This window comes from Mycobacterium uberis, from assembly GCF_003408705.1.
Classification (GTDB): domain Bacteria; phylum Actinomycetota; class Actinomycetes; order Mycobacteriales; family Mycobacteriaceae; genus Mycobacterium; species Mycobacterium uberis.
On record NZ_QAYL01000009.1, the window covers coordinates 19,037 to 32,346 of the forward strand.

Here is a 13,310-nt window from a genome sequence, read left to right on the forward strand (position 1 = left end):
CCACATCAAGACCTGCCTGCGACGCAGGGCGTCAACTAAGGAGGAACGATTGGGCGAGTGTGTCGAGCGCATCGTTTCCGTGCACGTCTTCGGTCCGGATCGCTTGCCATAGTTTCTGTGTATAGCCGACGCTCGAGGTCTGCTGCGGTTGCGCGGGTAGAGGAAGTGGGGGAGGCGTGTCAGCGGATGGTGCCGGGGGGAAGGCGTCGGCTGGTGGCGGGAACAGGGTAAACGGGAGGGTGTCTGCGGGTAGAGGAAGTGGGGGAGGCGTGTCAGCGGATGGTGCCGGGGGGAAGGCGTCGGCTGGCGCACCGTTGATCCCGGGCGTGTTCATCCCGGCGGGAAGGACCTCCCGCGGGGTCGGGCCCGATAATCCGTGACCGCAGGCAGGCCAGGCGCTGCGACCCTGGGTCGCCAGCACGCGTTCAGCGACAGCGATCTGCTGTTCTCTGGTGGCCAGCTGGGCCGATGGAGCGTACTCGCCGCCGCCATGCGATGTCCAGGTACCTTGCGAGAACTGCAGGCCACCGAGGTATCCGTTGCCGGTGTTGATAGCCCAGTTTCCACCTGACTCGCAACGGGCTACTTGATCCCATTCACCGTCGGTGGCCGCACTTGCCTGGCCGGCAAGGGCGATGGTACCGCCGCCTAGCACCGCCCCGGTAAGGGCGATTTTCGCGAAGCTGATGTTTGATGTAGTGGGCTTATGGTGACGTCCACTCATGCGCCAGGTATTCCTCTCGATACGCGCCTACGGAGTCAGCTGTCGGATTCGGGTTAGATTTAGATAAAGCCACCCGGCCGGCGCTGTACTCGTCAAAGAGATGACGCCGGCTTCATCCCAAAGGGCCGTATACGGCCCTGGTCCGATTTCGGCGTATCTAGCAAGTCCTCCGTCTCCATCCACCGCTTGGCGTCCCCCGCCTACTGGATGGAGCTCGACGCTGTAGGGGGGGAGGACCGCCACTAGCCAATTTGGCGAGCCTTCGGAGAAGGTAACGGTTGCAGGCGCTATCGTCACGTGTTGAGGAGCTTTGTGTTTCGCGTGTCGTAATGCGACAAAATTCCAAGAACTGACCATGTTTACGCAGTTCACAAGCACTCGATATCGGTCCGTGTCCGTGTCGTTGTCGTTCCGTTATGTGCTGAACATCACAGCCCTATACACCCGCAAAAGGTGGCAAGACGTCGATCGTGTCACCGGAATACAGTGCCATGGCTTGGTCGTGAACAACGATGCTGTCGCGCAGATAGGAGCATCAGCTCAAATACTATGGCGAGCCACACACCCCGCACCGCACGGGTCTCTACCAACTCGGCGGCTGTGGCTCCCGGTCACAACGTCACTCCCGGTCACAATGTCATCAGTCTCCAATTCGGCGCCAGCAACCACCTGCGTGGCGGCTAAATAGCGTACCTTGACCCGAATTCCGACCGATTTGGTCGGGTACTTTAGCTGCTGTTCGCGCCCCTTGGGCGGTTGGGCTGGACAAAGGTTGGGTTTCGTTGATGCCAGGGCCAGCGGACTTGCCCTCAAGGCGATGCGCCACGCTGTTTCGATGGTCTTGTCGTCCGCGTTGCTGCGCAGCAGGACGTGTTAGGTTGGTCTTCATCACTTGAAAACAGACAGCTACGGATTTGGCCGTCGACCGTCAACCGGGTGCGGTCACAGCTCGTGCATAAGGCGTTCGATGCCGAGGCAATGACGCCGAACTTCCCCGGCGGCATGGCACAATAGATATTGATTAAGTTAGAATTCGGTTGTAGGCGGGCCGTGCGGCGCTAGGTCCTATCGCAACCGGAAGTGAGGTTGTTAGTGTCGCTAGAACGTCGCCGGTGTCAGTACAGCCTCCTACTGTCAGTGTTACTTAGGGCATACCATCATCTGCTTGATGAGCTGTAACTGCATCGCTTTGATCCAGGCAGAATTGCAACAACTTGACGACATTTTCGTGCCTGTTTGTAGGGTCCAGCACGGCTTTCACCTTGACCGGCACGCAACCTGTCTGCTTGGCGGCAGCCAAGGCGGTCACCACGTCAGTAAGTCGGTCTCGACGGGTGGTGGCCGCAAAGCGGGCGTGGCCCACGCTGTGCATCGACACGTTGACTTAGTTCAGGTCTGCGTCAGCCAGAGTGGGCAGCCCGCCAGGCCAGTCCTAACACTGTTGGTAGTTAATGAGACCGCCGGTCGGCGGTGCAGACTGGTTGTCGCTGCGACCATCTCTTTATAGGTAGCGGGACAAGAGTGGCTCACCACCGGTGAACTGCACGCTGGTAACGTCGCGCCTGGATGACCGCGATGCCCATGAGCCTGGTGAGTTCGTCGGGCCGCCGCAGCTGCTGGTCCGGCAGTTGATCCAGACCTGCTGCTAGCATGCAATTAGGCGCAGCGTAGGTTGCAGCGGTCAGTCAGCGATACCCGCGGGTTCGGTGGCTAACCTGCCGAATGTGTCCACTAGAAGGCAATCGGTCGGTACGTTCCGAGTGGCGGTGTGGTTGTTCATCTGGTTCGGCATGTGGTCAGGTATTGCCGGCACTCCTAAAGTGGTCAGCGTCATACGGTTACCCGCTGGAATCGAGTTGACGAGCCGATTTTGGCGATGTCTTTGTTTAGCTAAACCAACGAAGTTGAGATGAATTTGAGGTTGGCCAGTGTCAGCGGAACTCCGATGATTGTGACTGCTATCGTTGCGACACTGACCAGGTGCTCGATAGTCGAGCCATACCCCGAACAGCAGTATCCACATGACGTTGCCGACGAGAGCGCCCGTTCTGGCACTGGGCTTGTCGATGATTGTCCGGCCTAATGGCCACAACGCGTATGACGGGATGAGCAGGGCTGCGAAGTTGAAGGAAGTGGTGACGATTAAACAAGAAGCTGATAACTGCCGCAATGTTGATAGCCGAGAGTCGGCCAAAGGTCGCCGAAAACTAGCCATATGGCGTTCAACATCAGTCGCATATCTTCTCCAGGTAATAATACCACCCTACCGAGTAACGACTGATCTGGGTGCTTCGCTGGCAACCGTCCGAGTAGAATCCAGGAACCAACATCGCGTCTCGCCCGCGTAGGCGGGACGCTTATTCTTTTGTCCATCTTAGTGATAGCAGGTGAGACCAGTGCCGACCGGCAAGGTGAAGTGGTACGACGCCGATAAAGGGTTTGGCTTCCTTTCGCAGGAGGATGGCGAAGATGTCTACGTCCGCTCGTCGGCATTGCCCGCGGGTGTCGAAGGGCTCAAAGCCGGGCAACGAGTGGAATTCGGCGTGGCTTCTGGCCGACGCGGGCCGCAGGCATTGAGTCTCAAGCTGATTGATCCGCCGCCGAGCCTAGTTCGCCAGGCGCGCCGCGACGCGCTGGCCGAGCACAGGCACAGTCCGGATGAGCTACACGGCATGGTCGAAGACATGATTACTTTGCTGGAGAGCACGGTGCAGCCCGAGTTGCGTAAAGGCCGCTACCCGGACCGCAAGACGGCCAGGCGGGTATCCGAGGTTGTCAAGGCGGTGGCACGCGAGCTCGACTCCTAGTCGGTCTGACTAGGCTGATTCGCTTCAAGACCGCTCTGCGTGACGTCGTTGTTCGCATCGTGGCGAACTTCCTGTTCTGAGACCCCTGATCTAGTGCACCGAAAACACCCTGGTGGCGTCGATCCCGATGCCCACGTACCAGGTCGGCTTGCGACAGGTCAACTTTATCAACGACAGCAACCCCAAAGTGGATGCGCGCCACCTCCCACTGAACGTCTTTTACCCTGTTCAGGTACCAGGTCCCTCGGACAAGCCGTTCCCAAAGGCCGTTTTCACCAACCTGGGCTTCTACGGTGAGTTGCTGCCGGTGTTAGACGGTCACTGGTGTCCGCTGATTCTTGTTCTCGCATGACCGCGATGTAACGGGTTGCAGTATGCGTGGTTTGCTCAGACACTGGCCAGCCGTGGGTATGTCGTGGCCGCAATCAACCATTACTGCGCCAACATCTACGACTCCAGCATCGAGTACCTCACCAGCAAGCTGTGGCAGTGGCCAAAGCATTTGACCTTGACCGCGAATTTATTTGTTGACAACTCGTTTTGGAGTCCATTGGAGGATCTCAAAACGGATTAGGGTAACCGGACACTCGCATGGGTATTCATGTCATTATGGATTGGCGGTGCGCAAGGTCAACACCGAGAAATTCCTGACCTTCCAACAAGGCTTCAAAAACAATCTGGCGATCCCGGCGGATATTCACGACCAGCTATCACTGGACGTTGCCCCCGCTCTTGACATCGCTTACCCACGAATCAAAGCAGTTCTAGCGATGGCCTCCGGCGTCCTCCAAGACTTCGGTATGGATGAGGCTGGCCTGCATCAGTTGAGGGTGCCCAGCTGTCTCATTGTCAGAGCTCATGGCACTCAGACACCGGTCAAGGAGAATGCGGAATTTGCAGCCGCCAATTTCCTAGTGCCAAGTTCAACATACTATCCAGCACTGTCGACCACGAGATTTTCGGCGATGAGTGCAACCAGGAAATGAATGCAACCAGGGAACGCTATGAGTTTCCCGAAGTGTTCATCGACGCTCCGAGTGTGGACCGCCTCGCAATCCACACCGAGATCGCCGAGGCCGCAGTGCAGTTCTTTGCGACTGCTTTTGGCAGTTGAGCAGCCCATTTCTGAGGTCGGCAGCAGTGTTTAAGTCCGTCCAACTCAAGACTCGCAGCTTCGATATGATTCATCCACCCAGCTCGGCGATGACGTGCATCAGCTGACGGCTTACGGTGGAACTCGTATCCATCCTTGGATATCGTTGTCTCGTAAGATTCGGGCAGGGTGTTGGGTACTCAAATACGGTGCGAAGTCGTTAACAAAGAGGCGGTGATGGGGTAGCAAGCACGAGCCCTTGCCGAAGCATCTCCGCGAAAGCGGTTGGGGTAAGCTGTCCTTCACCAAGGAGCGGTTACTTGGTGTAGTCTATGCGCCTATTTCCTAAGCCCTCTGATGTCGAACAGGCGGGCTTGGCCGTGTTTCTCGAACAGCTGGAGGAAGTTCTTGTCACCGTCGACGGGAGTGTCATCGAGCGCGGTATCCAGATTTCTGATGCATACGTGCAAGGCTTTGCTGAACTGGGTTGCTTCGGTATGGAAAATACTGACAGGGTATGGCGGTCTAAGGAATGTCACAAGCTGCCTATAATTGTGCTTCGATGCTGGTTACCAGCGTTCATCCTAGTCTCGGCGCGTTGCTATCGGCTCATCAGTCGAATCGGAGTATCCTAACCACTCAAGCTTGCCGGGATCCCATACTAGAAGCGGAAAGTTCTTGCCGCGGTGTGCCTCTGGCCCCGCATCGGCGTTTCTGTTAATCGAACCGGATGCGGGTTCCGATCCGGCTTGCCTACCCTCGACGGCTATCCTGGTCGAGGATAGGCAAGCCTGTGAACTCGAAGGTATGTAGTTATGGACCACCAATGGTGTGGTCTCCGAATTTCTGATGGTCATGGCCCGGGTGTTTTACAGCGAAGGGGATTGAGGGGAATCAGCGTCTTCGTGGTCGAGTCCGATTTGTCGGTGATTACCGTGGAGCGGTGCAACATGTTCATAGGGCTACAGGGCATCGAAAACGGCTTGACCAGGTTCCCTCGTGTTCGAGTCTCCGCTGAAAACTTAATCGAGTGAGAAGGTGACGGCCTAAAGATCGCGTTGATTACTCTCAACGCTGGGCGATTGGCGATACCAGCGATGGTGACCGGGTCGTCGAAATGGTCACTGAAGATCGCACGCGAATCGTTCGATGAGTGCGTGCAATGATGCAAGCTAGTTAGCAAATAGGAAACGGTGGCCAGCAAGATTGCATTCATTGTTGCCACTAAGTGTGCACTGGAAGTGGTGGTGGAGCTATCTGGTCAGATAGCCAGCGAAGGACGTAACGATATCCAGATCAAAGTGGTGCTTGCCAAATTATGGTCTAGCAAGATGGTCTGCCGTATTGCCGACGAGTTGATCCAAACCCGGGGTGGGCGGATTACGAGACCGTGGAGTCTTTCGCGGCGGGCGTGCGGTTTTTGCCGAGCAGATACTACGTTACCTGCGGATCAACGGCATCTTCGAATGATCGAGCGAAATCATGTGGCTGCGCATCGCTCGGGAGGTGATCGATGCTCATTCCACTGCTGCAGGTGCACTGATGAAACGTAACGTCAAGTTACCTGAAAGGTTGTGGCTGCGGTTGGTGCGAGAGAATTCTACGTAAAATGATTGTCAAAATGGTCTTTAGCAGAAAATTACCCAGCTCGTATAACGAGTTTGGCCGCCTAGCTTTTCACTTGCGGTATGTCGAACGTTCCACACATAAGCTGGTCCACAACACTTTCTACACGAGATGACGCATTAGCAGGCCAGCCTGGAAGACAGGCAGGGATTTCTTGGGCGCATCGTCGATATTGGTGCCGAACTGTTCGACGTGTCGGTAATGTATGTACGTGCTGAGGCTCTCGTGTTGGGCGATTCGATCGTCAGTCAACAGGCATACGAGCTGGTTGAAATATATTGCTATACAACTACTGTCCGAGCGGAGGAACTCTTCCACACGCTGCTGACTAATACTGACAGCAGCGATGTTCGACTGACAGGTGCCGTGTTGTAGGGCTGCTACACGTGGCTGGAGGAGGGGGACGATTGATCAGTTAGCGGGCACTGGGCTATGGATGCCGATCGCGCTTTCGAATGCGATCAACTGGATATGATGGCTGACAAGATCCGACGCAGGTGTGGTTGCGTCTCAACCGAGTGCTCGACGGTGACATCGCCCGACAGGGGTAGTGTTCTAACCAGGTAGCTGTTCATTTATATGCACCAATTGTACCAGGATTCGTCGGATGGTTCGAAGGTGCTTAAGCGGTGTTCGTTACGTGACCTGCATTGTGCTGAAACGTTTCAACAGGCGTGTCCATCGGGGCAACATTGGCGACATGGCTGCCTATGGTGCCGGGACGGGAAAATTCACCGGCTACACCAGTTACCTCACCACCTGCATCACCGCTGACGGACGTGATGGCTATCCAGTAGAGTAGCGGCCGGTGCCAGCTTGATGTCGCGTGTGCTTACCCTTAGCCTCCTTAGGCTAACTGCACAATTATTGCGTGGCGGCTACAGGCCCTGTAAAGAGTTCTTTCTATTGGATTTTGCTGATCAATTCATGATTAGCGCAACTGGACATTTGATCTCGATCCGGGCGGGATCGATCCAGTGCTTAAAATCCTCGGTTGCAGGATGTACCTACTGCAAGCGCTGCCTCGGTTGTTCTAAAGGCATCTCGATGCCAGCGACCGTCGACATCCCCACCGGCGCGGTGGTCACTAACGATTTCGCTTAGATGACTCTGGATTTCTCCACGGAGTGGACCGCTTACCGCCGCAACAGCGCACCCCAGCTACGTCCCGATCGCCTACGAGCCGAAATCGACGAGGTAAGTAAAAGAATTTAAATCGAAATAAACAATTAGGGCGTGCCGTCGCGGCTTTGCCGGCTCGCAACAGGCTTACGAAGCGGCCTTTGGCTGTTCGCCGTGCTGGACTGCGTGAACAGTCGCCTTGCTAGCCAGCGATGCCTAGTGGATGATAGCTTCATAACAGTCGGCGTCCTGCTATTTATTCACCCTGGCCTGTTTCGACTACACCTATTACGGGTATTTCAAGTGCAACAGGTGCAGACTCAGCGAGGCGCCGGTGCTATGGGCTTGTGATCGCGATCTGTTTCATACGCCAAATTTCGGCGATACTGTCGACTTCGTCCAGATTAAGCAGCACTACTACTTCGTGCACACCGATATCAATCCCACCGGTATCGTGCACAAGAGCCCGAACTTAGCTGGCTGAATTACCGCACATGGCTGGGAAGAGTTGGAGGCCTTCGGTGGAAGGTTGTCCTCCGGGGCCGTGACTATTCTGCGCCTAAATTGCCGTCAGGGCTGTGATTGGGCACCGACCACGACCATGGCGGCAATCTTGGCGTAAAAGTCAGAACGTCAGTCGAACTGACCATTCGGCGTGCGGGACATCGTGTACTTCTCCGGTGGAGTCGACCACCAACGTGAGTAACTGCACGACTATCCCTGTCAACCGCCCGCGGTGCGGCTCGAGGGTGGGGATGGTCACCGCCAGGCGTGTGTTGGGTCGATAGAGAGTGCTAGTGGTGTCGGTCGGGTCTTCATAGACTCGCAGCAGTCGCCAGGGTGCTCGGCCAATCGCCTCGGGAATCGATAGCTGCACCGGATCGTGTTTGTCCACCGGCAACACGCCTTGCGCTTGCGGGGTCTGACAATCATCGAGGTTGAGCACATTACAATACAGGTACGGTCCCACACGGGTCAAGTGCCCGTGCGAATAAGCGCTAATCTCAGGTCGTTGCGGACCGGGCTTACGCACCAGCAGCCACGCACCGAACCCGGCCTCGGCGGCTAGAAGCATCACTATGGTCGCGAGCAGCACGGTTATCCAGCGCTGTACGGGGGGCCTCATTGAGGGCTTACCGCTGTGTCGCGATGCGTGCTCTCCTGCTCGACCATCACCGGACGATTACCTCCGAGGCCTGGAATTAATGAGTCACCGCGGAAGCTCACAATGGTTTGGGCCAGACCCAGGATCAGCAAAGCACTGACCGCGGTGAATCCGACCCACAAATCCGTGTACACCATCACGCCTAGCGCTCCACCCAGCACCCATGCCAGCTGTAGTGTTGACTCTGAACGCCCGAATCCCGATGCTCGTGACTCTTCGGGCAAATCATTTTGTAGTGAGGCGTCCAACGAGGCCTTCGCGATCGCACTGGACCCGGATGTGATCAGAGTAGCGACAGCAGCCATCAGTACACTGCCGGCCACCGACGTCGCTAAAGCTAACGCTGTGACTGCGATTGTGCAGCGCACCACCAGCACGGCCGGCCTGCCCAGCTGCAGGCGTGCGCTGGTGAAGTTGCCAGCGAAGTTGCCGATCGTGGCCGCACAGCCGATCAGGCCCAGCATCCCCAACTGAACCCAGCCGTTGGTTTGGCGCGCCTTGGCAACAAACGCTGGATATAAGAATAGGAATCCGACCATCACCTTGATGGTACAATTGCCCCACAACGAGGTAATGATGTTGCAGCCCAACGGTTGTTGAAGTCTTCCGCCGACCTTCTTGACTTCATCTGGCCAGCTTCGCCGCAGTGGTTCGCTATGCGAGCGGTAGCTCAAGGTAGCTGGAACTTCACCAGCGGTCACTTCGACCCAGCGCGGAATCTGCATTGACAGTAAAGCGCCGGTGATCGTGATTAAGACGACGACGAACAACGCGCCAGGCAGTTTGAATAGGTGGACGCAGACGAACTCGACACAGGCCGCGATGACGCCACCGGTGATGGTGCCGCCGAGAAGACCGAACACGGTCAGCCGGGAATTGACGCGGACCAGATCAATGCTGGGCGGCATCACCCTTGGCGTTACAGCGCTGCGCAGTACGCTGAATGACTTCGACAGTGCCATCATGGCCAGTGCGCACGGGTAGAGCACCATTGACGGGTAGCTGCCGGTGGTGCCGTCGTAGTTCATGATTAGCAGCGCCGCCAATCCGGTGCGTAGCGCGAACGAGGTCGCCAGCGCGACGCGGCGGCCGTGTTGCAGCCGGTCCAGCGCTGGACCGATAAGTGGCGCGATTACCGCGAACGGTGCGATGGTGATCAGCAGGTACAGTGCGACTTTGGACTTGCTTTCTCCGCTGGCCGCGGCGAAGAACAACGTGTTGGCCAGTGCCACGGCCATGGCGGAGTCGACCGCAAAATTCGCTACCACCGGCCACGTCAGCGCAGTCAGCCCAGATTTGTCAGCACCGTCAGCGGTGGCAGCACGCTGGACCATCCAGTACATGCGGTAGCCCATTTCACGACTTCGCTGTGCGGCGGCGCGAGTGACTGTGATTCGTTCACCGGCATTCGGGCCGCGTTGTGATGCGTTGTAGCGTTGGGGTTTCGGCCACTGCTGACCTAGGGGTGGTAGATAACGGTTGGCGCTGGTAATTGGTGGCGGGTAGCGCACGCGGTTGGATTGTTCTGCTCCTTGCTCGCGCCGTTCCGGTGTTCTCCGCCGCTGGGCTGGCCGAAAGTCTGAGTCGTCGGCTGGGTAGTTCGCCATGCCCGGATGCGGATTACCCGCGCCGGTGTGGGTCCGGTGGCCTGGTGTAGAGGCCAAACGGCCCGGATGATCACGCCGCCGTGCAGACACGAATCAATTCTGTCCTATATTGCCTCCATGCGTGTGTAGGCGGCCGGGTGTCGCTTGCCAACTGTGTCTTCCGGCAGAATTGCAGATGTGTTACAAGGAGGAAGCAGTGTGATCGGGCCTGTCGAGGATTTCGCCGTCGCGACTGTGGCCGGATGGCCCGAAGAATTGGCGGCGGTGCTCACCGGTGCGGTTGACGAGGCTAAGGTGGCCATCGAGGAGCTCAGCGGCTCTGCGACGGTCGGAGATTATCTAGGGGTCGGTTACGAAGATCCGAACGCTGCCACTCATCGGTTCTTGGCGCATCTACCCGGTTACCGGGGATGGCATTGGGTGGTCGTCGTCGCCGCCTATCTCGGTGCCGAGCACGCCACGGTCAGTGAAGTGGTGCTGTTCCCCGGACCGACGGCGCTGCTCGCGCCAGAGTGGGTGCCGTGGGAGCAGCGGATCAGACCGGGGGATTTGAACCCGGGAGACCTGCTCGCACCGGCATCAGAGGACCCACGATTGGTTCCGGGGTACAACGCCAGTGGTGACCCGGAGGTAGACGAGACCGCCGCCGAAATTGGGTTGGGTCGACGCTGGGTAATGAGTGCCTGGGGCCGGTCTTCGGCGGCCGAACGGTGGCATGATGGCGACTACGGTCCTGACTCGCTGATGGCGCGATCCACCAAGCGTGTGTGCCGCGATTGCGGTTTCTTTCTGCCGATGGCTGGATCGCTTGGCTCGATGTTCGGGGTATGCGGTAACGAAATGTCTGCCGACGGCCATGTTGTCGACAAGTTGTACGGTTGCGGCGCTCATTCTGATACCCCAGCTCCGGCGGGTAGCGGTTCATCCATTTATGAGCCGTACGATGACGGTATCCTAGATATTTTGGAGCCTCGTATAGTGCAACTGCCAGAGTCTCCGGTGGATTTGTCGGACTAGCCTTTGGCTGACAGCACCGAGTCACCGCCGATGGTCTGGTGTGACAGGTCAAATGCACTGGTCAAGCCGCGCCTAGCCTAAGGGTGCAGGGATCTTGAATTGCCGAATTTGGCAAGCTATTTCGGGGCGAGATAGTTTTCGAGTCCGGCTTGCCGGCCGCGTGCGCCATGGCGGGCAGCGGCAAGTTGCCACACGAAGATGCCCGTACCAAGCAATCCGACGACCAGCCCAGCCAGTGTTACCGGACGCCAACTCTGTAGGCTCGGCACCACGAACGCAGCAGCCACAGCGACCAGCCAGGCCACCGCGCCGACCGTGATAACTGACCACACCTCGAGCAGTATAGGCGGCAGCGGCGGTGGCTCGTAGCTTCCGTCAAATTCGACAGCCATCATATCCGAGTTTAGCTGGTTACGCTGTGACCTCAGGTGATTTCCCGTGTATACGGGAGATTAACGGGTCGAGCGTCAATAAAAACGTCGGTAATTGCAGCAGTACAGCGAAAGGACCGAAGTCTGCCGTTCATAGTTTCTGATCCCGAATTCTTGGGTTCCAATGTAATCTCACGCCATGCTATACAGCGATGCGCGGTTCGCCAACCGTCTAGCGTTGGCCGTCATGCAACTGGTCCGCCAACTGTGAGTTCTGGGACCCGCCAGTCACCAGTGTCGCTGTCGCAGTCGTTTGTGCTGACGACGTTGGCCAATGAGAGTGCCATGACGCCTGGGCGCCCTAGCGATTCGCGAACGGGTCCAGCCGACGTCGATGACCCGGGTTATCGCATCGTTGGCTGACATGGGGTTCGTGGACTGCTATCCGCAATCCGTCGATGAGCGACAAGTGCTGGTCCTCGGCATCGCAGTCCGGCGCCGAATTGGTTCAGGTAGCTCGGCGCGCTCGTCAGGAGTGTCTCGTCGAACGGCTGATGACGCTGGATAACGATAAACGTGACATCTTGCGTCATGCCCGTCGATCTGATCTTGGCACTGGTTGACGAAAGCTCGTGATTCCACGCTTCGGTGACTGACTTTGACGGTCTGGATGGCCTCGATGTTTAAGACGTCAACGACCCCGACGATCCGCGGCTCAATGATGTCCGCGACCTTAACAACATCGATTGTCGTCCTGATCTGCCGACCGGCAAAGGCCTGATGATCATTGAGGGCATGCTGCTTGTAAAATATTATTTTGGCGTTCCGATTTACTCCGTTGGCATTGCTGGGTATCAACCGCAGCTTGGTCGGGCTTAAGAATGATCTGGCCGGTGCCAGTGACGTCAAGGTGCTCTACTACTGAGTGTCCGCTGATGTTATGGCCCGGGGTGGTTGGCTTCTAGCTCAATCGTTGGAATGCTGGCCGCCAAAGACGGATGTCCGAGCCAAGTGTGGCGTAGGTGGTCGCCGACGCCCGGACGGTCGCAGTGCTTGAGGGTGTCAACGGCCGCGAAAACCTGGGTTTGATCTTTCGTAACGCGGTGGTGCTCGGCAGCGACTGCGCTTATCCGCTATGCCAATGCGCGGTCCAGGTATCCATGGAACACGCTTTGCCAGTGCCGTATGCCCGAGCAACCGACTGGCCCGCCGACCTCGTGGTACTCAGAGAGCGAGGTTTTCACTTGTTGGTGATGGCGCCAAACCATGATATGTGTGTGCTGCTTGGAGGTAATGACGACGGTGTGCGATGATACTGATGGGTCTGGAAGGCCCGAGACTGATGTCAACCATTCCGCGGTTAAGCGATGAGCGGGTGCGTGTCTCTCTGTTGCGAGGTACGGACTCGCTGAACGTGGCGACGGCGGCCGTGGTCTTCTACGAGAGGGGGCGATCAGACTAGGCTCTGCTCATGAGTGACAAGGGTGACGAGGACGACCAATCCCAGCCTTGGGCAACGGGTTTGACAGTGGCCGGGTTTGTTGCCGTGGTTATTGCCACCGGGATTGTGATACTGAGTCTCGGATTGATTCGGGTGCATCCACTGTTGGCTGTCGGGCTCAATATCGTTGCGGCTGGTGGGTTGGCGCCGACGTTGTGGGGGTGGCGACGCACTGTGGTCTTGCGCTGGCTTGTGCTCGGCACGGGAGTCGGTGTGACGGGGGCGTGGCTGGCGATGCTCATGTTAATCGCATCGGGTAGGGCTTAACTGCTACCGG

10 protein-coding genes, 7 pseudogenes and 1 riboswitch are annotated in these 13,310 nt (G+C 57.5%); of the genes and pseudogenes, 10 read left to right on the forward strand and 7 right to left on the reverse strand.

The window, feature by feature from the left end; genetic code table 11:
- Positions 1 to 31 precede the first annotated feature (31 nt).
- From MUBE_RS07245 to MUBE_RS17685, 4 genes and pseudogenes are all read right to left on the reverse strand, one after another.
- Positions 32 to 724 carry a transglycosylase family protein gene (locus tag MUBE_RS07245; RefSeq protein WP_116540030.1) on the reverse strand — a complete coding sequence of 231 codons (693 nt, stop codon included), beginning with the start codon at positions 722 to 724 and terminating at the stop codon, positions 32 to 34.
- 8 nt (positions 725 to 732) lie between these two features.
- Positions 733 to 926, reverse strand: a riboswitch (cyclic di-AMP (ydaO/yuaA leader).
- 234 nt (positions 927 to 1,160) lie between these two features.
- A pseudogene (locus MUBE_RS17680) lies at positions 1,161 to 1,429 on the reverse strand (MoaD/ThiS family protein).
- Positions 1,430 to 1,452: 23 nt separating this feature from the next.
- Positions 1,453 to 2,558, reverse strand: a pseudogene (locus MUBE_RS20140) (radical SAM protein).
- 56 nt (positions 2,559 to 2,614) lie between these two features.
- Positions 2,615 to 2,962 (reverse strand): annotated as a pseudogene (locus MUBE_RS17685) (YccF domain-containing protein).
- Between the two features lie 158 nt (positions 2,963 to 3,120).
- On the opposite strand from MUBE_RS17685, the gene MUBE_RS07270 reads away from it, so the two are divergent.
- From MUBE_RS07270 to MUBE_RS07295, 6 genes and pseudogenes are all read left to right on the forward strand, one after another.
- The gene (locus MUBE_RS07270) at positions 3,121 to 3,531 is read left to right on the forward strand and encodes a cold-shock protein (protein ID WP_116540032.1); all 411 of its coding nucleotides are present in this window, start codon (positions 3,121 to 3,123) and stop codon (positions 3,529 to 3,531) included.
- Between the two features lie 112 nt (positions 3,532 to 3,643).
- Positions 3,644 to 3,883, forward strand: coding sequence for a hypothetical protein (locus MUBE_RS07275; RefSeq protein ID WP_116540033.1), 240 nt, complete (start codon positions 3,644 to 3,646; stop codon positions 3,881 to 3,883).
- A gap of 268 nt (positions 3,884 to 4,151) precedes the next feature.
- The gene (locus MUBE_RS07285; RefSeq protein ID WP_133297075.1) at positions 4,152 to 4,517 is read left to right on the forward strand and encodes a hypothetical protein; all 366 of its coding nucleotides are present in this window, start codon (positions 4,152 to 4,154) and stop codon (positions 4,515 to 4,517) included.
- A complete protein-coding gene (locus MUBE_RS18955; RefSeq protein ID WP_279386689.1) occupies positions 4,514 to 4,645 on the forward strand; it encodes a hypothetical protein in 132 nt (43 codons plus the stop codon). Before MUBE_RS07285 ends, MUBE_RS18955 begins: the two co-directional genes overlap by 4 nt.
- A 225-nt stretch (positions 4,646 to 4,870) precedes the next feature.
- Positions 4,871 to 6,725, forward strand: a pseudogene (locus MUBE_RS17690) (acyl-CoA dehydrogenase family protein); the annotation flags it as partial.
- 225 nt (positions 6,726 to 6,950) lie between these two features.
- A pseudogene (locus MUBE_RS07295) lies at positions 6,951 to 7,920 on the forward strand (glutathione S-transferase family protein).
- A 77-nt stretch (positions 7,921 to 7,997) separates the two neighbouring features.
- Here MUBE_RS07295 and MUBE_RS07300 read toward each other — a convergent pair.
- Together MUBE_RS07300 and MUBE_RS07305 are read right to left on the reverse strand one after the other, a co-directional pair.
- Entirely contained in the window at positions 7,998 to 8,498 is a 501-nt protein-coding gene (locus MUBE_RS07300) for a DUF2771 domain-containing protein (RefSeq protein ID WP_116540036.1), read from the reverse strand.
- Entirely contained in the window at positions 8,495 to 10,201 is a 1,707-nt protein-coding gene (locus MUBE_RS07305) for an MFS transporter (protein ID WP_116540084.1), read from the reverse strand. The genes MUBE_RS07300 and MUBE_RS07305 overlap by 4 nt, the downstream gene beginning before the upstream one ends.
- A gap of 141 nt (positions 10,202 to 10,342) precedes the next feature.
- On the opposite strand from MUBE_RS07305, the gene MUBE_RS07310 reads away from it, so the two are divergent.
- On the forward strand, positions 10,343 to 11,161 hold the full coding sequence (locus tag MUBE_RS07310; protein ID WP_116540037.1) for a DUF3027 domain-containing protein: 819 nt from the start codon (positions 10,343 to 10,345) through the stop codon (positions 11,159 to 11,161).
- Positions 11,162 to 11,277: 116 nt separating this feature from the next.
- On the opposite strand, the gene MUBE_RS07315 is transcribed toward MUBE_RS07310, so the two are convergent.
- On the reverse strand, positions 11,278 to 11,553 hold the full coding sequence (locus MUBE_RS07315) for a DUF2530 domain-containing protein (RefSeq protein ID WP_116540085.1): 276 nt from the start codon (positions 11,551 to 11,553) through the stop codon (positions 11,278 to 11,280).
- A 178-nt stretch (positions 11,554 to 11,731) separates the two neighbouring features.
- On the opposite strand from MUBE_RS07315, the pseudogene MUBE_RS07320 reads away from it, so the two are divergent.
- From MUBE_RS07320 to MUBE_RS07330, 3 genes and pseudogenes are all read left to right on the forward strand, one after another.
- A pseudogene (locus MUBE_RS07320) lies at positions 11,732 to 12,168 on the forward strand (MarR family transcriptional regulator).
- Between the two features lie 105 nt (positions 12,169 to 12,273).
- A pseudogene (locus MUBE_RS07325) lies at positions 12,274 to 12,994 on the forward strand (TrmH family RNA methyltransferase).
- Positions 12,995 to 13,003: 9 nt separating this feature from the next.
- Positions 13,004 to 13,300 (forward strand): DUF2537 domain-containing protein, encoded by a 297-nt coding sequence (locus tag MUBE_RS07330; RefSeq protein WP_116540038.1) that lies wholly within the window; start codon positions 13,004 to 13,006, stop codon positions 13,298 to 13,300.
- Positions 13,301 to 13,310 lie beyond the last annotated feature (10 nt).

Coding starts and splice junctions, on each gene's coding strand:
- MUBE_RS07245 (WP_116540030.1), bottom strand. CDS start 724: ATGAGTGGACGTCACCATAAGCCCACTACATCAAACATCAGCTTCGCG.
- MUBE_RS07315 (WP_116540085.1), bottom strand. CDS start 11,553: ATGGCTGTCGAATTTGACGGAAGCTACGAGCCACCGCCGCTGCCGCCT.
- MUBE_RS07330 (WP_116540038.1), top strand. CDS start 13,004: ATGAGTGACAAGGGTGACGAGGACGACCAATCCCAGCCTTGGGCAACG.
- MUBE_RS07300 (WP_116540036.1), bottom strand. CDS start 8,498: ATGAGGCCCCCCGTACAGCGCTGGATAACCGTGCTGCTCGCGACCATA.
- MUBE_RS18955 (WP_279386689.1), top strand. CDS start 4,514: ATGAATGCAACCAGGGAACGCTATGAGTTTCCCGAAGTGTTCATCGAC.